The 21,714-nt window shown below is 39.5% G+C and carries 18 protein-coding genes; 8 read left to right on the top strand and 10 right to left on the bottom strand.

Going from position 1 to position 21,714, the window contains the following annotated elements; translation table 11 throughout:
- Positions 1-246: 246 nt before the first annotated feature.
- From ispG to AC04QZ_RS23935, 5 genes are all read right to left on the bottom strand, one after another.
- A complete protein-coding gene (gene ispG / locus AC04QZ_RS23915; RefSeq protein ID WP_478359750.1) occupies positions 247-2,226 on the bottom strand; it encodes a (E)-4-hydroxy-3-methylbut-2-enyl-diphosphate synthase in 1,980 nt (659 codons plus the stop codon).
- A gap of 302 nt (positions 2,227-2,528) precedes the next feature.
- Positions 2,529-3,140: an RDD family protein gene (locus AC04QZ_RS23920; RefSeq protein WP_478359751.1), complete on the bottom strand. Its 612-nt coding sequence runs from the start codon at positions 3,138-3,140 to the stop codon at positions 2,529-2,531.
- 104 nt (positions 3,141-3,244) lie between these two features.
- Positions 3,245-4,228 carry a LiaF transmembrane domain-containing protein gene (locus AC04QZ_RS23925; RefSeq protein ID WP_478359752.1) on the bottom strand — a complete coding sequence of 328 codons (984 nt, stop codon included), beginning with the start codon at positions 4,226-4,228 and terminating at the stop codon, positions 3,245-3,247.
- A 5-nt stretch (positions 4,229-4,233) separates the two neighbouring features.
- Positions 4,234-4,929 carry a PspC domain-containing protein gene (locus AC04QZ_RS23930; protein ID WP_478359753.1) on the bottom strand — a complete coding sequence of 232 codons (696 nt, stop codon included), beginning with the start codon at positions 4,927-4,929 and terminating at the stop codon, positions 4,234-4,236.
- A gap of 19 nt (positions 4,930-4,948) precedes the next feature.
- Positions 4,949-5,638 carry an SDR family oxidoreductase gene (locus tag AC04QZ_RS23935; protein ID WP_478359754.1) on the bottom strand — a complete coding sequence of 230 codons (690 nt, stop codon included), beginning with the start codon at positions 5,636-5,638 and terminating at the stop codon, positions 4,949-4,951.
- A 146-nt stretch (positions 5,639-5,784) separates the two neighbouring features.
- Here AC04QZ_RS23935 and AC04QZ_RS23940 point away from each other — a divergent pair, with 146 nt between their 5' ends.
- From AC04QZ_RS23940 to msrA, 7 genes are all read left to right on the top strand, one after another.
- Complete coding sequence (locus AC04QZ_RS23940) at positions 5,785-6,519, top strand: MlaE family ABC transporter permease (RefSeq protein WP_029275780.1); 735 nt, start codon at positions 5,785-5,787, stop codon at positions 6,517-6,519.
- Positions 6,519-7,271: an ABC transporter ATP-binding protein gene (locus AC04QZ_RS23945; RefSeq protein WP_086547603.1), complete on the top strand. Its 753-nt coding sequence runs from the start codon at positions 6,519-6,521 to the stop codon at positions 7,269-7,271. The genes AC04QZ_RS23940 and AC04QZ_RS23945 overlap by 1 nt, the downstream gene beginning before the upstream one ends.
- Before the next feature lie 20 nt (positions 7,272-7,291).
- Complete coding sequence (gene vapB, locus AC04QZ_RS23950; RefSeq protein ID WP_086547604.1) at positions 7,292-7,534, top strand: type II toxin-antitoxin system VapB family antitoxin; 243 nt, start codon at positions 7,292-7,294, stop codon at positions 7,532-7,534.
- Positions 7,534-7,917 carry a type II toxin-antitoxin system VapC family toxin gene (locus AC04QZ_RS23955; protein ID WP_086547605.1) on the top strand — a complete coding sequence of 128 codons (384 nt, stop codon included), beginning with the start codon at positions 7,534-7,536 and terminating at the stop codon, positions 7,915-7,917. Before vapB ends, AC04QZ_RS23955 begins: the two co-directional genes overlap by 1 nt.
- 4 nt (positions 7,918-7,921) lie before the next feature.
- Entirely contained in the window at positions 7,922-8,803 is an 882-nt protein-coding gene (locus AC04QZ_RS23960) for an RsmD family RNA methyltransferase (RefSeq protein ID WP_086547606.1), read from the top strand.
- 96 nt (positions 8,804-8,899) lie between these two features.
- Positions 8,900-9,949 carry a hypothetical protein gene (locus tag AC04QZ_RS23965; protein WP_478359755.1) on the top strand — a complete coding sequence of 350 codons (1,050 nt, stop codon included), beginning with the start codon at positions 8,900-8,902 and terminating at the stop codon, positions 9,947-9,949.
- Positions 9,950-10,153: 204 nt separating this feature from the next.
- A complete protein-coding gene (msrA, locus tag AC04QZ_RS23970) occupies positions 10,154-10,696 on the top strand; it encodes a peptide-methionine (S)-S-oxide reductase MsrA (protein WP_478359756.1) in 543 nt (180 codons plus the stop codon).
- Here the strand turns inward: msrA and AC04QZ_RS23975 are convergent, their stop codons facing one another.
- Both AC04QZ_RS23975 and pnuC read right to left on the bottom strand, forming a co-directional pair.
- A complete protein-coding gene (locus AC04QZ_RS23975; protein WP_478359765.1) occupies positions 10,697-11,788 on the bottom strand; it encodes an acyl-CoA dehydrogenase family protein in 1,092 nt (363 codons plus the stop codon).
- A 25-nt stretch (positions 11,789-11,813) separates the two neighbouring features.
- Entirely contained in the window at positions 11,814-12,434 is a 621-nt protein-coding gene (gene pnuC / locus AC04QZ_RS23980) for a nicotinamide riboside transporter PnuC (protein WP_478359757.1), read from the bottom strand.
- A 454-nt stretch (positions 12,435-12,888) separates the two neighbouring features.
- Between pnuC and AC04QZ_RS23985 the strand changes: the two genes are divergently transcribed.
- Positions 12,889-14,751, top strand: coding sequence for a Xaa-Pro dipeptidyl-peptidase (locus tag AC04QZ_RS23985; RefSeq protein WP_478359758.1), 1,863 nt, complete (start codon positions 12,889-12,891; stop codon positions 14,749-14,751).
- Between the two features lie 172 nt (positions 14,752-14,923).
- Here the strand turns inward: AC04QZ_RS23985 and AC04QZ_RS23990 are convergent, their stop codons facing one another.
- From AC04QZ_RS23990 to AC04QZ_RS24000, 3 genes are all read right to left on the bottom strand, one after another.
- The gene (locus tag AC04QZ_RS23990; protein WP_478359759.1) at positions 14,924-17,821 is read right to left on the bottom strand and encodes a DNA gyrase/topoisomerase IV subunit A; all 2,898 of its coding nucleotides are present in this window, start codon (positions 17,819-17,821) and stop codon (positions 14,924-14,926) included.
- Positions 17,822-18,794: 973 nt separating this feature from the next.
- Complete coding sequence (locus tag AC04QZ_RS23995) at positions 18,795-20,480, bottom strand: PNGase F N-terminal domain-containing protein (protein ID WP_478359760.1); 1,686 nt, start codon at positions 20,478-20,480, stop codon at positions 18,795-18,797.
- Between the two features lie 629 nt (positions 20,481-21,109).
- Entirely contained in the window at positions 21,110-21,598 is a 489-nt protein-coding gene (locus tag AC04QZ_RS24000) for a cytidine deaminase (protein ID WP_086547614.1), read from the bottom strand.
- Between the last annotated feature and the right edge of the window lie 116 nt (positions 21,599-21,714).

Consider the following 21,714-nt stretch of genomic DNA (forward strand, 5'->3'; position numbering starts at 1 on the left):
GATTTATTGGTCAGAAATTAAACGGCATAGCATTGATTGCTTTTCGAGTGTCATGTTGAGCTTGTCGAAACACATTTTACAAAACTTAAGGTTCTTCGACAAGCTCAGAATGAGATATAGCATCATTATACGAAACTCCTCGATCTGTGTCCTCACAGATCAAGGAATAAGTGTTTCTACAGATTCTTCGCTGCGCTCAGAATGACAATATTGTGGTTTGTGGGAACACAAACCACGGCATGCATTTTAAACTTTTTCTACCCAGTTGCCGTCATCTTTGATAATGTCGATCAGTTCGTCTAAGGCATAGGCAGTCGTTACATTTTTCTTTACCACTTCTTTACCGCGGTATAAAGTAATTTTATCGGGGCCAGTACCCACGTAACCGTAATCGGCATCAGCCATTTCGCCCGGACCATTGACGATACAGCCCATGATACCGATTTTTATTCCTTTTAAGTGGTCGGTGCGGGAGCGGATCAACTGTGTGGTTTCCTGCAAGTCGAAAAGTGTTCTACCACAGCTTGGACAAGAGATGTATTCCGTTTTACTGATACGGGTACGCGTAGCCTGCAAAATTCCAAAACTGGTTGAATTAATCAGCGAAAGGTTTTGACCTTGTGCATCAATCCACACGCCATCTCCAAAGCCATCAGTAAACAAAGCGCCGATATCAGTTGCAGCATAAAGCATTAAATGATCGGCATCTACATCCTGGTAAGTTCTTTTTACTATAACCGGAATCTGGATGTTTTTCTCCTGTAAAGCAACAAAAAATGTTCTTTGCTCGGCCATGCCGTGTGTTGCAGAAGTCTCTAAAATTAAAACAACCGTACTATCTAACTGTGCAATTGTTGCATTGCTAAATTGTTTTGCATCAATCTGGATGAAATTCAAAAATTCATCTTTATGATCAGCGCTGTTAAACTCTTCAAAAGAAAATAAAGGGTGGCAGTTATTTTTATCTTGAAGTTTTAACCAGGTTTGGTAATTGTAAATTTGCTTTAAATTCCCCGGAAAAGAAAAAGATGGCAAATTATCTCCTAAAAAGGCTAAATCGCAAGCCTGATCAGCCAAATTATACTTGTCTAAACCTGCGCTGTAATTGTAACCGACAGCACTTAAAAAGTAAGGGTCTTTTAAATTTTCCTTCGAAACATCGATCATCACTACCGGATGATGATGGCCGCCAATGTGCTGAACAGGGCTAGTAATACGGCGGTTGTATTCGTAAGGATTGTAAGTTGGGCGTGGAGCGTTTAGTGTAAGGCGTATATTATTCGACTCCGGACTTCCGACTTCAGACTTCGGACTCCTTAAAGCATAACGGTCTGCCAAAGCCTTAGCTACTGGTGCTTCAAATTCAGGATCTTCGGTTAACGAAACACGAATGGTATCGCCCAAGCCATCTTCTAATAGGGTTCCAATACCAACGGCTGATTTAATACGGCCATCTTCTCCATCACCGGCTTCAGTAACGCCTAAATGCAAAGGATAATTCATCCCCTCTTTAGCCATGGTTTCTACCAGCAAACGATAGGCCTGAACCATCACCTGGGTATTGCTGGCTTTCATCGAGATCACCAGGTTATAATAATTCTGGTCTTCGCACATGCGGATAAATTCCATTGCCGACTCAACCATTCCGCGCGGCGTATCGCCATAATGGCTCATAATCCTGTCTGAAAGCGACCCGTGGTTGGTGCCGATGCGCATGGCAGTGCCATACTCTTTACAAATTTTTACTAAGGGAATAAACTTTTTGTAAATCCGGCTTAGTTCTGCATTATAGGCATCCTGCGTATATTCTATATTCTCGAATTTCTTTTTATCTGCATAATTGCCTGGGTTAACCCTTACCTTTTCTACTATACGCGCGGCCATTTCGGCTGCATTAGGCGTAAAATGGATATCGGCAATTAATGGCACATTATAACCTCGGAAGCGTAGTTCTTTTTTAATATTGGCCAGATTTTCAGCTTCTTTAATGCTTGGTGCAGTGATGCGCACATATTCGCAACCTGATTCTACCATGCGGATCGTCTGCTCTACGGTACCCAAAGTATCCATGGTATCGGTAGTCGTCATCGATTGGATCCGGATTGGATTATGCCCACCTAAGGCGATATCACCGATGTTCACTTCACGGGTTAAATACCTCGAATAAGCGGTTAAACTGTTGCAATATCCGCCAGCCAGATCATGTTTTGCCAATATATTTTCCATCTGTTTGCAAAGATAAGGATTGTTGGAATGTTTTAATGTTGGAATGTTGTAATTAAATCGACCTGATCTTATAACAAAAAATCAAAGTTTTTTTTTGGAAATGAAAGAGTAGCAGTACTTGGCAATTGCAGTCCCGCTCCCGCTTTGATCGGGTTTATTTTTTAGCGGTAGATGGGTTTGGCACCATTGCACCAGCCCAAGTTTAATAAACGGGATGGCAGCGGCATCCTCCGATTTTTCATCGGAGATAAAGCGTACAGCCCGACTAACGAAAATAACTGCATTGACTTTGCTTTTCTAACTTAGATCAACCTGTCTTTGATCACCAAAGTATTGGCAGCAATATCGTGCCAGCACTGGTTTTTCTTATTCAAAAAGCTATACAAATAACCAAAGAAAACAGGAATTACAGATAATATTTTAGAAAAATTCCTGACCAGAGAAATACCAAACGAAACCCGGCTGCCCTCTAAATCGGTTACTTTAATATTGAGGAGTTTTTTACCAATGGTGGCCTGACTGGCTGATGCTTCGGCAATACTGCCATAAATAAGTTTAATGATAAATATGGATGGGAACGGAATGAGAAAAGCCATAATCCGCTGATCTTTGCCTTCGATAAAAATATAGCTCGTTAAAATAATGATGCTATATATTCCAAAAATAATAAAGTGATCTATCACCGATGCCAGCAGCCTTTGATCGAAAGCGGCAAAATATTGAGGCGCAGTTTTTTGATAGCTAAAACCCAAAAGCTCACGCAATTCGGGAATTGCATGAGCTTCTTTATAATCGTCCATTCCGGGTTTACGTATAAAAGTATTCGCACTGATGTTTAAATCTTTCAGTTCGGTTAAATTATACGGGCCTTGTGGCTTTCCATTAATTACTACAATATATTGATCAGGATTCATTAGATTGGATCAGGATTATGAGATTCTAGGACGGTAAGATCAGCATTTTATAAAGATTCCGTTAATGAAGCCTTACGCCTTCTACCTTCTAACCTTCAACCTTTCTAGTATCTGCTTACTTCAAAGTTACTCAATCCACCATCTAAATTAATAAAGATTTTTTTTGTCGAGGCTTTATAATTCGAGGTTTCATAAACACCATCGCTCAATTTTTCGAAACCATCGAAATCTTTAGCTGATAAACCGGTTTTGGTTTTAATCCGGCAACCTGAGTTGGCAGGCACCTTAATTTTTACATCGGCCACACCAGATTTCACTATTACATCGGTTATGGGCAATAAATCTCCGAATTTAATATCTAAAGCTGCTGCTCCCCCATCAAAACGGAAGGTGCGTACTTTGTAACTGGCAAAATCGAAGTTTGCTTCGCCAGCGCCCAGTTTCATTAAAATATCCCAGTTGGCCTCTTTATTTAATTTAAAGTTAACATCGTTATCACCATCGCCAAAGTTCCATTTGTTCTTTTTATCATCCATCTGGAAAGTAAGCACGGTAGCGCTATCCGTAAGCAATTTCTTTAAAGAGAAGTTACCATGTTTTTTCTTTACATCGGCATTGATCAACTCAGTGGTTTCGCCATCCAGATTAAATGAGATGCCTCCTCCAGAAATATTTAATACCGTTTTTTTCGCATTATCTGCAGCTACAAAGGGCTCGGATAAACTCAAATGATTATACGAAGTGTCGTTATCATTATTGTCATCATCGTTGTCGCCATTATTGTGTTCGATATTAATGTCGACATCTTTTTTAAAATGACGTCCCCACCAATTGCCACGCTCCGGAACCTGCTGTCCTTTATAAAAAAGAAACGACAAGGCCACCACTAAAACGCCAATAGAAATGATACTGCCTGTTTGCGAATTGTTTTTATTGAACAGGATATTTAAGCCTGCAATAATTAAGAATACCGGCCAAAAGCTCCAAACATTGCGCCAATAAAAATTGATTACGCCAAAGTTTTCGAGTAGAAGTACACCGCCAATAAAAAGCAGGATAATACCCCAAATTAATCTATCTAATTTCATTTTATTTATACTTGAGGGTTAGCGGATGTTGAATTATCGTCTTTATTAACAGGTGTTGCAGGTTCATTTTCTACAACAGTTTCTGTAAAATCGGCAGTTTTTTTCTGCTCAGCTTCCTGTTGGTTCTGAAAGGCCGCCCAATCGTTTTTTCTTTTTGATTTGGCAATAATACTTACACCCAGTGCAATAAATATCAATGGCCACATGTACCTGAATAAATTGCGGATACTAAACCAATCGGGTATAAAATCCATTTCGCGCATTAGGAAAAAACAGCCTATTACTAACAATACTAATCCACCTATCGTGCGGCCAGTATCACTAGATTTGTTGAATTTATCGAAATTGGGCTGGGTTTCGAAAGGTGTTTTCTGCCCGCCATCAACAGGTTGCGTCCAATTTTGATTTCCTGCATTAGCAGGTCCGGCAAAAGGATCGGCCGTTCCAAATGGTTGTGCATTTGGATTTTTATTACCGAAGTAATCGTTAAACTTTGAGAACCTTGCTGCCGGATCGTTATTAACCGGAACAATAATCCACATAATTATATAGGCTATTAAGCCGCCGCCAGCCATAAATATAGCCGATAATGCAAACAATAATCTAATTATGGTAACCTCCACCTGCATGTAATCTGCAAGTCCTGAAGCTACACCGGCAATCATCTTATCGTGTTCGTTTCTAAAAAGCTTCTTTTCCATAACGTTGTTCATTTTGTGTTTAAAAATCAAGCGGAGTAATCAAAACCTCATCTACATTTACCCCTTTACTTAAGTTTAAAATGGTAAATAAAGTTTCTGCAATATCTTCAGGCTGTACAAATTTTTCATCCGGAATTGTTGTTCCTTCCCACGATGAAGTTTTGGTAGAGCCTGGCAAAAAAGCAGTGACTTTAACATTGTGAGGTGCTAACTCTTGCCGCAATACATGATTAAGACTTAACATCGCTGCTTTTGTTACACTATAACTGCCTCCATTTTTTACAGGTGCTTTACTGGCCACCGAACAGATGTTGAATATATGGCCCCGCTTCGCTGAGCGCATTTTTCTGCCAAAAAATTTACTGATGTAATAACCGGCATTCGTATTTAAATGTTGTTGCTTTTCGAATGTTTCGTCATCCTCATCAAGCAGGCAGCCGGGTAAAAAGATCCCCACATTGTTTACTAAAACATCTACCTGATCTAAATTTATAGCTGTAGAATTTAAAAAAGCATACACTTCTTCTTTAACTGAACAATCGGCTGCCTGAGTAAAAACAGCATTCCCATAAGGGGTTAGTTCTTGTTTTAACTTTTCAAGTTCGTTTAAACCCCTTGCTACCAAAACTAAATCGTATCCATTTTGGGCAAATTTAATCGCAATAGCTCTACCAATTCCTTTAGTTGCTCCGGTTATTACAGCTTTCATTATTTATGGTTTAATTTTTGTTAACAAAAAACCATATTTATATTCAAAACCACGAATATTTTTGCAATTAGCAAAGAGCGACAAATTTTTATCGTTTCTTTGTAGTAGTATAGAACGATCATTTAAATTAAGCAAATACATACGGAATGAATTTTACCAATTTCGGCAGATACATCCTGCTACTCAAGTCTGTATTCAGAAAGCCGGAAAAACTGAAAATATACCTGAAAGAAATCGCCAAACAAATGGATTATGTTGGTGTAGGCTCTTTAGGTTTAATTGCGATTATCTCTACTTTTATCGGTGCGGTAATGACTTTACAAATTGCTTTCCAACTGGTTAGCGATTTTATTCCAAAAACAATTATTGGTTCTGTAAACCGCGACTCCAGTATATTGGAGTTAAGCCCAACCATTAGTGCAATTGTACTGGCAGGAAAAATCGGATCGGCCATTTCATCAGAAATTGGTTCAATGCGTGTTACGGAACAGATTGATGCCTTAGAAATTATGGGTATAAATGCACCTGGATATCTCATCCTCCCTAAAATTATTTCAGGCATAACGATGGTACCCATGTTGGTTATCATTTCTATGTTCTTAAGTATTACCGGTGGATATATTGGCGGTTCTATTTCTGGTGCTGTTACTCCGGCTGAATATATTCAAGGTATAACTACTGATTTTAATCCTTACACCATTACCGTGGCTTTGGTGAAGGCATTTGTATTTGGTTTCATTATTACCTCAGTTCCGGCTTACGAAGGTTTTTATGTTCGTGGTGGTGCTTTAGAAGTTTCGCAGGCCAGTACCAGAGCAGTTGTAATTAGCTGTATCTCTATTCTTGTTTGCGATTATTTAGTTACTCAACTTTTATTGTAATGATCGAAATTAAAGATATTTATAAATCGTTCTCCGGAAATGATGTATTACAAGGCATTTCCGGAAAGTTTGAAGAAGGTGTAACCAATTTAATTATCGGTGGTTCCGGATCAGGAAAAACAACTTTACTGAAATGTATGGTGGGTTTGCATCAGCCAGATTCGGGCTCGGTACTTTACGATGGTCGTGATTTTACACCCATGACCTACGAGCAACGTATCGAGGTACGTAAAGAAATTGGCATGTTATTTCAAGGCTCTGCCTTGTTCGATAGTATGACAGTTGAAGAAAACATCATGTTTCCTCTAAATATGTTTACTGATCAAAGCAGAAAAGAAAAGCTTGAAAGAGTTGATTTTTGTTTAGAACGCGTAAATCTTGCAGGTAAAAACAAATTGTTCCCGGCAGAGTTATCGGGTGGAATGAAAAAACGTGTAGGTATTGCGCGTGCCATTTCGATGAACCCGAAGTATTTGTTCTGTGATGAGCCAAACTCGGGTTTAGATCCAAAAACTTCAATCGTAATTGATGAGTTGATCCAGGAAATTACAGAAGAATATAAAACCACTACAATTGTAGTAACACACGATATGAACTCGGTAATGGGTATTGGCGATTATATTTTGTTCCTGCATGAAGGAAAGAAATTCTGGGAAGGCAGCAACAAGGAAATTGCACATACCGACATTAAAGAATTAAACGATTTCGTATTCGCCAGCCGCTTCATGAAAGCTGCAAAAGATAAATTTTAAGAAAATTCTTATATTTGTATATGACTACGGCCACAAAAAATATCATTCACAAATTGGAAACCTTACCAGAAAGCATGGTAAACGAGGTAGAAGATTTTATTGATTTTTTAAAAGCTAAACATTCGAAGAGTTTTCCAAAGTCAAAAAGCGAACAAAAAAACATTGTTGAAGAACCAAAAAGCTTATACGGCGCTGCAAAAGGCCTTTTTATTATCCCTAAAGATTTTAACGAGCCATTAGATGACTTAAAAGAGTATATGTAATGCGGCTTCTGCTAGATACTCATATTTTTATCTCCTTAATTAATGAAGATAATGGTCTTGAAGTATCAGTAATAAACAGCATTGAAGATACTAAGAATGATAAGTTCATAAGCATTGCCAGTTTATGGGAAATCATTATTAAACTTAATATAGGAAAGCTAATTGTTACCAGAGACTTGGATGAAATGTATGCAGTAATAGATCAATTTAACCTGTCTGTTTTAAACATACAAAAACACCACTTCGACAAATATTTAGCCTTACCGCTAATTCACAGGGACCCTTTTGACAGATTGATTATTTCACAAGCATTAGCAGATAAGCTAATCCTGATAACTGATGATCAATACATCAAAAATTATCCTAATTTAAAGCTATTTTAAATACATGATACAATTACTTGCCCCAACCCACTGGAAAGATTATGAACTGATAGATTGCGGGGATTTTGAAAAATTAGAACGTTTTGGAAATGTAACCCTTATCCGTCCTGAACCTCAGGCCGTATGGAAAAAAACATACTCCGAACAGGATTGGAAAAAAGCGGCCAATATTACTTTCAGGGGGCGCTCGGCTACTTCTGGTGAATGGGTTAAAAAAAATCAATCAATCCCAGATCGCTGGCATGTAGAATATAAAAACAACGAAGTGGGTATTAAACTCCGCTTAGGCTTAACCTCTTTCAAACATGTAGGCGTATTCCCTGAGCAGGCTGTAAACTGGGACTTTATTTCTGCTTCGATTAAAAAATTTAAAACGCCACAGCCTAAAGTTTTAAATCTTTTTGCCTACACTGGTGCGGCATCACTAATTGCCAATGCGGCAGGTGCCGAAACTACTCACGTAGATTCAATTAAACAGGTGGTTACCTGGGCAAATGAAAACCAGGAACTTTCGGGATTGAAAGATACCCGGTGGATGGTAGAAGATGCTTTAAAATTTGTTAAAAAAGAGCTTAAAAGAGGCAAAAAATACAACGGAATCATATTAGATCCACCTGCTTACGGCCACGGGCCTAATGGCGAAAAGTGGAAACTCGAAGATCATATCCAGGAAATGATGCAGGATGTAGTACAACTGCTGGATGAAAAAGAACATTTCTTAATCTTAAATACTTACTCTTTAGGTTTTTCGTCGGTAATTGTAGAAAATTTAATCCGCACATCATTCCCATCTGTTAAAAACCTCGAAACAGGAGAACTGTTTTTACAGGCCACATCGGGCATTAAATTGCCTCTGGGTGTTTTTGGCAAATTCTGCAATGTGTAAATGTTGATTACTTTATTTTAAACTACCAGATTTCCACCCTACTTTCATCAAAACAGATTCGGAAAACTGTTTAAACTTTAATTACTTATAATATCTATGAAATTCCCTCAATTAGCAGGCACACTAATACTTGGTTTTGCCGCAATCAGCTTATTTGCCAACTGTAATTCAGATGGTAAGAGCAGTGGCGGTATCGGTAAAATCTTTTCATCTGATTCAACCAAAAAGAAAACAGACTCAACGGTTAACGTAATGAAACCGGTTGATCCAAAGCTTTACGATTCGCTGGTAAAGAAACTGGCAAACGGAGATACTACCGGAAGATGGCCGGTAAAAAAACAACCTTATCCTTTAGCCGGAGCGATTTTACCTTTTAAACGCATTGTTGTTTATTACGGAAACCTGCATTCGAAAAAAATGGGTGCACTTGGCGAATATGCACCTAAAGAAATGTGGCAGCGTTTAAATGCTGAGGTTAAACATTGGGAAAAAGCTGATCCTTCTACGCCGGTACAACCAGGCCTGCACTATATTGCTGCAGTAGCCAGCGGAACACCAGGTAAAGATGGAAAATACATCAACAGAATGGGTAATAAACAGATTGATTCTGTTTTAAAAATTGCCAAAATGCAACCTAACACCATTGTATTCCTGGATCTTCAGGTCGCTTTAAGTACCATAAAAGCTGAGTTGCCACACATTGCAAAATACCTTGAACTGCCATATGTTCATTTGGGTATTGATCCGGAATTTTCAATGAAAGACGGATCATTACCAGGTAAAAAAATTGGCACCTACGATGCTGCCGATGTTAATTATGTAACCGGCTATTTAGCAGATATTGTTAAAAAATACAATTTGCCTCCAAAAGTTTTTGTATTGCACCGTTTTACAAAGAAGATGGTAACCAATTCGCCTAATATTAAATTACGTCCTGAGGTGCAGGTGGTAATGCATATGGATGGATGGGGCGAACCGGAATTAAAAAAAGGTACTTATCGCCACTTTATACAGAGCGAACCAGTACAGTTTACCGGCTTCAAGCTATTTTATAAAAATGATTTAAAGAAAGAGCCTAAGCGTTTGATGACTCCTGAAGAGCTATTAAGGCTTACGCCAAAACCGATATATATCCAATATCAATAAATTTGAAAGCCTGTAATAACCATTACAGGCTTTTTATTTGCCTTCTGCATAGATACATTTCTTAATGTATTATCCTAAATGGTTATCCAAACAGCTTCTACTTAAAACTTACAGGAATAATCGGTAAGCAACCAATCTTTAATATCAAAAAAATGTCTTTTTTTGATTGATTAAAAATTGGATTAGATTTTATATACGTAGGATATGCAAACAGCAACATTTGGCGGAGGCTGCTTTTGGTGCACCGAAGCCGTTTTTCAGACGTTAAATGGGGTAAGCCAGGTTACATCGGGCTACATGGGGGGAGATTTAAAGCATCCTACCTATATGGAAATTTGTAATGGCGATACCGGTCATGCAGAAGTGATTCAAATCGAATTTGATGAAAATGTCATTTCGTTCAATGAACTTCTATTGGTATTTTTTAAAACCCATAACCCAACAACCTTAAACAGGCAGGGAAATGATGTTGGTACACAATATCGCTCCGTGGTTTTTTACGAAAATGAAGATCAGAAAAAGCAGACGGAAGAAATGATAGCAGATTTAACCCGCCAGCAGATTTTCGACAAACCTATTGCAACAGAAGTTTCGCCCGCAGTTGAATTTTATGAAGCTGAAGACTATCATCAGAACTATTTCAACCACAATCAGGGGAAACCTTATTGCGCATTTGTGATACAACCAAAACTGAATAAGTTCGCTACTGATTTTAAAGATAAAATTAAGCCAGAGCTTTTGGAATAGTTAAATTTCGAAGGTAAGTAAGGCATGCTGACTTGCAGTATGGATATCTCTCCAAACCCTATTAATTTCTGATTCTTTTTTTGCTGCCTCTAGACCGCAGTATGGAAATAAAGTAGCTGCCGACTTCCAGCAGGCATGGGCCAGTTTACGACTAATTGAACTCACCTCAATTAGCTTGTCTTCATCGATTTCGCCATCATCCATTAACTGATCCCAGGATTCATCAAAGGTATGGTAGAATTTTGTACGAAGATTTAACACTTCTTCTTTACAACGGTTAAGCTCACCGTTAAAAAACAAAATTTGTGCATCACTATATCTCCCTAATCCAGAACGCGAATAAAAAGATTGTTCTACCAGTTTAATAAAATGATTGGTCATGCCTAAACTATTTACCGTTAAAGTAGTTTCTGCCAGCTGTAAAAAGGGATAATCAAAGCCGGCATCTTTCACCTCGATGTGCTGGTTAATTTTAAAGGTCCTGTTTTCATCAACATTCAAATCGCAAACTTCGAAAGCATGACTTCCTGTGGCTATTAAACCGAAGTACGACCAACCCGGCAAAATATTTACTTCCTCTTTTTTAAGGATGAATGATGTAATTTCAGGTTCTCCGTTTTCATCCAAAATATCATCACCATTTTCATTTTTAAGTGTGCAGTTGGCAGTAAATATGGTTGCGTGCAATGCACCGCTGGCATAACTCCATTTTCCGTTAAGCAGATAACCCGCTTGTGTTTTAATGGCTACCCCACCCACAGCACCACTCCCCGCAAAACAAACTTCACGGTCGGCAAAAATCTCTTCAGCCAGTTCAGGATTTAAGAAGCCGGCAAACCAACCTGCACCGGCACAAAGTGTGATGGTCCAGCCTAAACTGCCATCGGCTCCAGCCAATTCTTCTTCCAGCCTTAAAATTTCGGGCAGTTTTTTGTTTGGTCCTCCGTAAATTTCGGGTACAAAAAGTTTAAACCAATTTTCCTGATATGCCAGCTCCAGAATTTCGGGATGAAGTTTACCCATTTCTTCTGAACGTGCAGCATAAGTTTTTACTTTTTCCTGCCAGGTGGTGCTTAATGTTTCTTGCATGATTTTTTTGCTTTGGGTAAGAAGATAATTAAGCCAGTTTGAGTTTGCTTTTGTTAATGATCTTCTTCCAGTCTAAAAACCCAAATATGGCTACGGTAAACAAAAACGTAGTTAAACAGGCCATGAGTGGAAGCTTTTTATGAAACAGCAACGGAATGGCCACAATATTAGAAATATTCAGGAAAATCCAGTTTTCGATTTTACGCTTGGCTAACAGCCACATGCCTGCCCAGGCTGTAGAAGATACAAAGGCATCAAAAACAGGCACATCCGAATCGGTATAATGCCTCAATATAAGGTAAAGCACCCCGAAACCAATAACAGAAATTAAAACGGCAATGGTTAATTCGTTATTGCTCGACCACGAAACCTGGTTTTCTCCATCCTGTTTTCTTTTTTTCCAGATTATCCAGCCGTATACGCTCATCACCAGATAATAAATACTGAGTAAGGTTTCTGCGTACAGCTTTACATTTAAGAGTAGAAACATCGATAACAGGATCGAAATTATTCCGGTTGGATAAAGCCAGATACTATTTTTCTTCGCCAATAAAACCTCAGATACCCCAAAACCCACAGCCAGCCATTCAATTAATGAGGTGTGTAAAATCTGCTCCTGAAAAAGCTTAAACCAATCTTGAAAATTCATTTACAATAATTTGCTTTGCAGCCGGTAAAATAATTAGATACCGTTTTCGGGGCGAAACAGTTTTGTAAATTTTAACCTCTTCCTACGGCGGCATTACCCGCATCAGGTTCATTAGAAGGTGTAAGGTTTGAGGTTTAGGGCCTAAGGGTTAAACCCTATACCTTAAACCTTTTGGCTTAAGCCTCTAAATGGGTATAATCTCAGCAAATTGATGGCAACAGACATTGCAACATCAAAAAGCACCCCTTTGAGCAAGGCAAATATAAGAAATAATAATCAGTGACCACCTATCTGTTCTTTTTCATCCAGATGATTAAATATCACGGGCTACATTTAAAAATAACACTATCTAACCATAATTAATTAATTTCGAAGCAGCAAGTTTCAAAAAAAATCTTCTTTTTTGTTTTTACAACACAAAAGAACACCAATAAACTATTTAAATCTTAAAACCATGATAAACCTTAATTTTAAAAAAGGTAAATTATTCAAACTTCCTATTTTATTATTTCCACTGGCTTTTTCTGCTTTTGCACAAGAAAAAAACGAAACTGCTAAAACCCTTCCTGTATTTAAAGATGGTGAGGCACAGGTTGTAACCTTATTTGATACACCCGACAAGTGGATCCGAAATGATTTATGGGTAGAAACTACTTTTGATACCGATGGCGATGGAAAACCTGACCGTATGCATATTGATGTAACACGTCCTTACCAAACCGAAACAGAGGGCTTAAAACTCCCTGTTATTTACGAATCAAGTCCTTATTATGCCGGAACCGCCGGAAATGAGAAGGGCGTGTTTTGGGATGTAAAACACGAAATTGGCGAAAAATCATCCGTAACTCGTGTACACCCGGAGGTAATACGTACAGGTAAAAGACCAATTATATCGAACTCCTTAATCAGGGAATGGGTGAAAAGGGGATTTATTGTGGTACACTCTTCATCACCCGGCACCGGACTATCGCAAGGATCGCCAACAGTAGGTGGAATAAACGAGTCGCTGGCTCCAAAAGCCGTTATCGAATGGCTGGGCGGAAAGGATAATGGTTATACTACTGCAGATGGAAACGAAAAAGTTAAAGCTTACTGGAGTACCGGAAATGTTGGAATGACAGGAACTTCGTATAACGGAACCATACCGCTAGCCGCAGCAACTACCGGAGTTGATGGGTTAAAAGCAATCATTCCCATTGCACCAAACACCTCCTATTACCATTACTACCGCTCAAATGGCTTAGTAAGAAGTCCGGGTGGATATTTAGGAGAAGATGTTGATGTGTTATACGATTACATACACAGTGGCGCTGAAGATAAAAGAGCCTATGGAAATAAAACGATAAGAGATGGCGAGATGGCCCAGGGAATGGATCGCATAACTGGCGATTATAATAATTTTTGGGCAGGTAGAGATTATTTAAATGCCATGAAACCGATGAAAGCAGCCTTACTGATGTCGCACGGTTTTAACGACTGGAATGTAATGCCTGAACATAGCTATAGGATTTATAAAGCAGCCGAGGCCAAAGGTTTACCTGTACAGATTTTTTATCACCAGCAAGGACACGGTGGTCCGCCACCTATGAAAATGATGAACAGGTGGTTTACCCGTTATTTGTTTGGAATCGAAAATGGTGTAGAGAAAGATCCCAAAGCCTGGATCGTAAGGGAAAATCAACCCAATTCGAATCCAACACCATATGCCGATTACCCAAACCCAGATGCCAGTAATGTAAAACTTTACCTGGGAGCTGGCGGAAAGAACCAAGGAAGCCTATATACCGCTAAACAACAGAAACAAGCCGCTGAAATTTTGACAGATGACGTTTCTTTTTCAGGTAGCGACCTCGCAAAAGCCGAGAATTCAGAACACCGCTTGCTTTATGTAAGTCCTACATTAAAAGAAGCTGTTCACCTATCAGGCTTAACACAATTTACTGTTAAGCTGGCCAGCAATAAACCAGCCGCCAATTTCTCGGTTTGGTTAGTTGCTTTACCCTGGACGGAAGGAAACGGCGTAAAATTAATGGATAATGTAATTACACGTGGCTGGGCCGATCCTCAAAACAATAAGTCGCTAAGCGAAAGTGCACCTTTAACACCCGGAAAGTTTTATGAACTCAAATTTAATCTTCAGCCAGATGATCAGATTATACCTGCAGGTAAGAAAATTGCCCTGATGATTTTTTCGAGTGATAAAGAATTTACGCTTTGGCCAAAAGCCGGAACACAGCTAACCATTGATTTAAATGCAACCACACTTACTTTACCTGTAGTTGGTGGGATTAGTGCATTTGAAAAAGCGATAAAATAGTAACGATTAATTAAAATAAGTTTTAGCCAATATAGCACCATAAATCACATGATTTCGGATGCTATATTGGCTTTTTATTATCTCCTGATGGCCATCAAACGATGTTAAGCTTAAAGAGCTCACCGCGAAGGAGTTCCCTTGGAACATACGGGCTGAATGAGGATCTAATTATTTAAAATAACCCCAGCTGCCCTTTATCGTCAATATCGATATCATCCGGATTGGTGATCTCGAAATCTATTTTTTTAACAGGTTTTTCTTCTGCCTCGGGTTTATCTTCCGTTTTAACTTCTTCTTTTTTAACAGGTGCAGGTTCTGGCTTAGGTTTTTCCTCCACTGGCTTTTCTACCGCAGCAGGTTTTTCTTTTACTTCTGGTTGATCAGCTTTAACTGCAGGCACTTCTGCACGTTCGAATTTTGGCTTTGGCTGCACGACAACAGGTTCATCCTTAATTATTGCTTCAGGCTGCTCGTTATCCGTTACCGTTTCTTCATTGCTCACTTCTTCATCAGCCGCTGGTTCCTCATCCTCACTTTCTTCAACCGTTTTTTCTTCTGGTTCTTCAATGGCTACCTCAGGCTCTTCTAACACCACTTTTTGTACATCATGTGGCGATAGCCGATTGCCATTTGCTTTTAAACCTTTAACATCAATCAGTTCTGCCAGGGTTAAATCCAAAGTTTCAGGAATTTGGGTTTTGCCTTTTAAAACATCAACGATAATTTTCGCTGCCGGATTAGAGGTAAGGAACAATAGCCTCGATTTCTGCTCCTCGCTGATGAAAATGGTTTTTCGGCCAACGGATTGCAGTTCAAATGCAAAACGTTTGATAAAATAGTTCTGCGCCTTGCCTTCGAAATGAACAGCCGCAAAAATCCGCTCCGGATCAAATTTCTGAATCAAAATCAGTCCATCATCAAAGTGATTGCTAAGTTCGAAAGAACTTAATTCATAGTAACCATCTTTATGAACCTGTAAAATACGATCATCGCCATCAAATTCACCCAGGTATTTTCCACGGCCATCCACATTTAGGCGTTTTAATAAATCATCGTACCAGATTTTCAGACCTGATAAAGTAGAAACGCCTTTACTCTTCAAAATGATTTTTTTGACCGGATATTTCGAAATGATATTTCCCTGCGATCCACGCCCTTTAATGGCCACTTCTGCAAAATCCTGATCGAACTGAAGCTTGCGCAGTTTAGAATGCGGTTTCAGGGCAACGTTCACCACCTCAGCCTCACCATTCGGGTTCGCGGTAAAATATAAAACCTTCGAACCTTTCGATCCTTTGGTTAAATCGTATTCCTTATCGCGTGTTACCCCAACTACGGCAAACCTTTTTATATACGATGTACCACTTGCACCATCTTTATAAATCATGTTATAAATGGTACGCTCATCGTTTTTCTTAAATACCTGGGCGTGAATAATGCCTTTGCCCACAAAGGTTTTATCGGCTACCTTGGTGATGATGCATTTACCATCTTCACGGAAGACAATTATTTCATCGATATCCGAACAATCGGCCACAAATTCATCCTTACGTAAACCCGATCCGATAAATCCATCCTCCCGGTTCATGTATAGCTTCACGTTGGCCAGTGCCACCTTCGAAGCCTCTACCCGATCAAACAAACGGATTTCGGTTTTACGTTCTCTTCCCTTCCCGTATTTATCTTTCAGTTTCTGGTACCAGGCAATGGCGTAATCAGTAAGGTGTTTTAAATGATTTTTAACCACCTTAATCTCATCTTCCAGATTTTTCATCTGCTCATCGGCCTTTTTCACATCAAAACGGGTGATGCTACTCATGGGTTTATCAATCAGCTTCTTAAAATCCTCAGGTAAAATTTCGCGGTAAAGCGAAGGTTTAAACGGATCGAATAAAATGTGTAATACCTCAACTACGGTTTCAAAATTGGTTGAGTTTTCATATTCAGGATTTTTATACATCCCCTCCTGAATAAATATTTTAAGTAATGAACTAAAGAAAATTTTCTCCTGCAACTCGTGCAGGCGAATCTCCAGCTCTCTTTTTAATAAATTTTTAGTGTGTTTTGTATTTTCAATCAGGATATCGTTTACACTCAAAAAGAGTGGCTTATCACCTTGAATAATACAGGTATTTGGCGAGATCGACACCTCACAGGCCGTAAAAGCATAAAGTGCATCAATGGTTACATCAGGTGAAATACCCGGTGCCAGGTGCACTACAATTTCTACATTGGCCGCCGTGTTATCCTCAATTTTTTTAATCTTGATTTTGCCTTTATCATTGGCCGATAAAATACTATCGATAACCGAACCGGTGGTGGTACTGAACGGCACTTCGCTAATCACCAATGTCTTTTTATCTTTCTCGGTTATTTTTGCACGCACGCGGATTTTACCTCCACGCTGTCCTTCATTATAATTCGAGAAATCGGCCATACCACCCGTAAAGAAATCGGGCAATATATTGGGGCGCACGCCTCTCAGCGCATCTATCGAAGCATCAAGCAGTTCGATAAAATTGTGTGGCATTACCTTGGTCGCCAAACCCACCGCAATACCTTCAGCCCCCTGCGCCAATAACAAAGGGAATTTTACCGGTAAAGTTATCGGTTCGTTGTTACGCCCGTCGTAACTGAGTTGCCATTCGGTAGTATCGGGGTTAAACACCACATCGTTGGCAAATTTCGATAAACGTGCTTCAATATAACGGGGTGCCGCAGCACTATCGCCAGTAACCGGATCACCCCAGTTACCCTGCATATCAATCAATAAATCTTTCTGACCAATCTGCACCATGGCATCACCAATAGAAGCATCACCATGCGGGTGATATTTCATGGTGTTACCGATTACGTTGGCCGCCTTATTAAAACGCCCATCATCCATCTCCTTAAGCGAGTGCATAATGCGTCGTTGAACAGGCTTTAGTCCATCGTTAATGTGCGGAACGGCCCTATCGAGAATTACATAAGACGCATAATCGAGAAACCAGTTTTCGTATAAACCGTTGATTGGGGTTATGGTATGTTTGTGCTCTTCGTTTACGTTTTGATCTAATTCTTCACTCATTTATTTACAAAAATTGGCAGCCGTAAATATAATAAAAATGATTTCATAGAATGAAGAGAGGTTATTCACATTTCAAGATCGAAAATTTGTTAAAAAACAAGGGCAAGCTGCGTTTTCCTTAGCGCTTGCTGTCATTCCTGCGCAGGCGGGAATTTAATGTTTGGATATTATAAAATGATTGTTCATCCTGTCGACTGGTGTCTCATCTGCCGAAATCTAAACTTGTTTGTGTCGATTTGGAAAGCAGGGTTCCACAGGTTTTGTGAATGTTTCCACCGGCTTTCCGATGCGATCTTTTTTGCCCCCCTGCTCAGCCCGGCACAGCAAAAAGGATCTCCTCTTCAATCCGGTTTAGCAAAATCGTTTGTGCTCCTATTGCGGGCTGAAGGATGTATAGAATGCCCCCAACTCCTCTTAAATATAAGGAGGAGCTGGATTGCGTGATAAATTTTAATGTTGGCGGCATTCCCGCGCAGGCCTATTGTGTGAATACATTTTTAGGGTTAGATTTTATAGGGCGTTGTGCTAAGCTAACCTTAATAGCCCATAGCTTTAACCGAAGAACGCCGTCAATCCCAAGTGGCAGGAGAATCAAAAAAACAGGTGCACAAATAATATAGTCAGCATTACCAAACCTGAAACGCAGTGGTTTTGTGTTCAACAATCATGATTCCAAGGTTAAAAGGTATTGAACACAAAACGAAGTGCCGCTGTTTTTTTGATGAGCCTGGGGCAGTGAGAAGCCACCTTGCTGGATTGACAAAGCGCTTTGGGTACTTTGGCGCTCCAAAGTAGCATGCCCCTGCGGCATAGAGCAGAAAAAACTTTATATTATCTGTGTCACGACGGTAGGAAGCTGATCGGTAGTGTGATCTGCAAAATAACGCTTTAATTATAGATTTCTCGACTGCGTTGCACTCCGCTCGAAATGACGATTCGCATGAGGGTACTCATCTCCCGAAAAAATATTGCACTACTCCTCCCCCAACAACACACCCGAAACGTTCCATGCGCTTGAGCTCGAACCTTCAGGCTTACCCATCGGGATGGTTACTTTTATGGTGTGTGGCCCGGCTTTTAAATCACCCAAACTGATCCATTCAGGGTTCGTAACGGTTCCCGGGCACCAGTTCGAACGGCTTAAATCTGATGAAGAAAGACCAGTTTCGAAATTACCAGAGGCAGGGTTCGATAACCGGTACGAACCACAATCCTGTCGCCATGGCGTAAAAGCGAATGCTTCCTTTTCATCCAGCCAGATGGTATTTTTTCTAGGCACAAATTCGTCGCCATTCCCCCAGCCACCATGACCAGTTGTAATGTAACGCAATTTGGCATCTTTTAAGTCTTTTGCTAAGGTAAAGGAAACTTCCAAACCTTTATCGCTGCTAAACATGGTTGCATACTCCTGACCAGCCATTTCCATTACATTGGTCGAATTAAACAAGGGCAAAATCACTTCTTTGGCTTCTTTTTGTCTTCCACCATTGTGCAGTGTAATATTTAAAGAAACTTTATGGCCGCCCTTATCATAGTTACCAACAAAAACCGCAACCCAAACTTCCTTGCCATTGACCAGCGGAAACAATTCTGAAACATCCTGCCTGTAGTAAACTTTCTCCGCCCAGTTTTTATCCTTCAATTTTAAAGTATTGTATTTGCCCACACCAAAAGGAGTAAAAAAGCGCATCAATTCTATAACCGGGTTATAATTTGCGGTGGCCACAACGCCCTGGTATTTCTTTCCATTGCCATTATCGTAAACAGGCAGGTCTTTAACAGAATTTTTAAGCGCATCCATTAAACTGATCTGTTTGTCTGTCGGGATGATAAATACCGAGCCTGTTCTATCATAGGCATCGCCATTCGATTGTTCAGTTAAATCCACAAAAACATTGGGTTTGGACTGCAGCTGCGGAAATTTAACTTTCCTCGCAATCACTGTTCCTCCCGCAAAACGGAATACAGAATCGTTAGATTGTGGTTTATCAATAAAATTAACGGTTTCGTTATTAAAAATACTTAGTGTGGTAAACCTGCTTTTCCAAAGTAAATCTTTATAGGTTAATCCATCAGTAAGCTTAGCACTTACTTGTTGCAAATCGATTGGTTTCGAATTTTTAACTGCTTCGATTTTTGTAGCCGTTACATAGCTGCTTCCATTACGCACCTGCTCTAAAACCAAACCAAGGTTCTGGCCCAAACTGGTTGGCGCAGCTTTTATCCCCGCATCGGTGGTATACCACAAGTCTATTCTATTGGAATTGACTACCGTTGTGGCCTTTTTACAGGTATAACCCAAAATCACTTTGGTTTCGCTGCTCAATTCAAAGGTTTGCTTGCCAATTGCTGTACTATCGGCGGTTGCAATCTGTTTATCCGCACTTAAATCGGCCACCTGAAACAAAATTTGAGCAGGTTTCGCAACAATGCTCTGTTCGTAAGGGTATTTTGCTTTATGATCAAGAATAGCAGCATTGCTGATTAAATTCTGATTTACCGAAGCCAGTATCACTGTAGCATTCCGGTCTTCTTTCGGTTTGCCATCAGAAGATCGGAAATAAACTATTTTATAAACTACGTTACTTTTAAGTAAGACCTGGGCGTTTGCACCAAAAGAAATAAAAAGGAAAAATGTAAGGATGTAGAGATGTTTCATTGTGGTTAAAAAACCAAATATAGAAAATAAGTCGGAGGTCCGGGGTTGGAGGTCAGAAGAAAGAAGTATGTCAATCCGGACTGAAGCAAAGTTCCGAATATTTAGGAGACAGATCTATCTGGAAATCTGATTTCAATTACTGGTTTGCTTTGTAAAATTTGAACGACTTTTTTCTAAAAGGGTCGTCGCCCTGAATTCATTTCAGGGTCTTTCATGCTAAAAAGATGCTGATCCCGAAGCTTCGGGACAGCATGACAAATTGCGTTACTCCGCTCAAAATAACAGCCTGTTCTACATCCGTGGTCTGTAATTCCCCACACTACTCTTAAGTTTATTTACTTCAGTGCAATACTCATATCTATTACAACTGAAAATTGTAAATACCAAATCGATTCTGCGTTGATCACCTTAAATCAGCGGGAATAAATGTAAAAAATACCCCGCAGATCACACAGATTTCCGCAGATTTTAAAAATCTATTACACAGTTTATTCAACAGATGCCGGCACGCTCAAAATTACCAGCTCCACGCTCAAAACTCTCAGCCGTACGCATTAAATTCGAACTGCTGACTGAAACGACTAACTAAAAACTGATAATTGCCAACTAAAAACTGCCAACTGAACTAACTATCTTTCCAATCTATCCTCTACAAAAGCAAAAGGCAGTAAACTCTTTACACTGGGCACTTTTAGTATTTCTCCGTTTAAGCAATAAAAAATCACTTCAATCGGTGCATTTTGTTTACGTTCAAACTCTGCCATCACCTGCAAACAACCACCACAAGAGGTAACGGGTTTCAAAATCTCAAAGTTATCCGTCTGGGCGGTTATGGCCATACTTTCAATCACCGCATTTGGATAGGTAGCGCCAATGGTAAAAAGGGCAACGCGCTCTGCACAAAGTCCTGAGGGATAGGCTAAATTTTCCTGATTGCTTCCCAGTACCGTTTCGCCAGAGGCCAGGCGGATTGCCGTACCCACCCTAAATTTAGAATAAGGAGAATATGAAGTATTTAAAGCCTGTTCGGCAAGTGCACAAAGCGTTCTATCTGCCAATGTTAATTCTGCAATACTTTCGTATTGTTCAAAAGATATATTTAGATTTATTGAATTCATTTGTAACTAATTATGAAACCGCCAATGTTAAATTTTTATAGCGGGCGAACAATTTAAGTTATTTTTTGTATTATTTAGTAAAAAGTGCCTTAAAATTAATTTTAGTGGCATGCTTT

The organism is Pedobacter folensis (assembly GCF_056490665.1).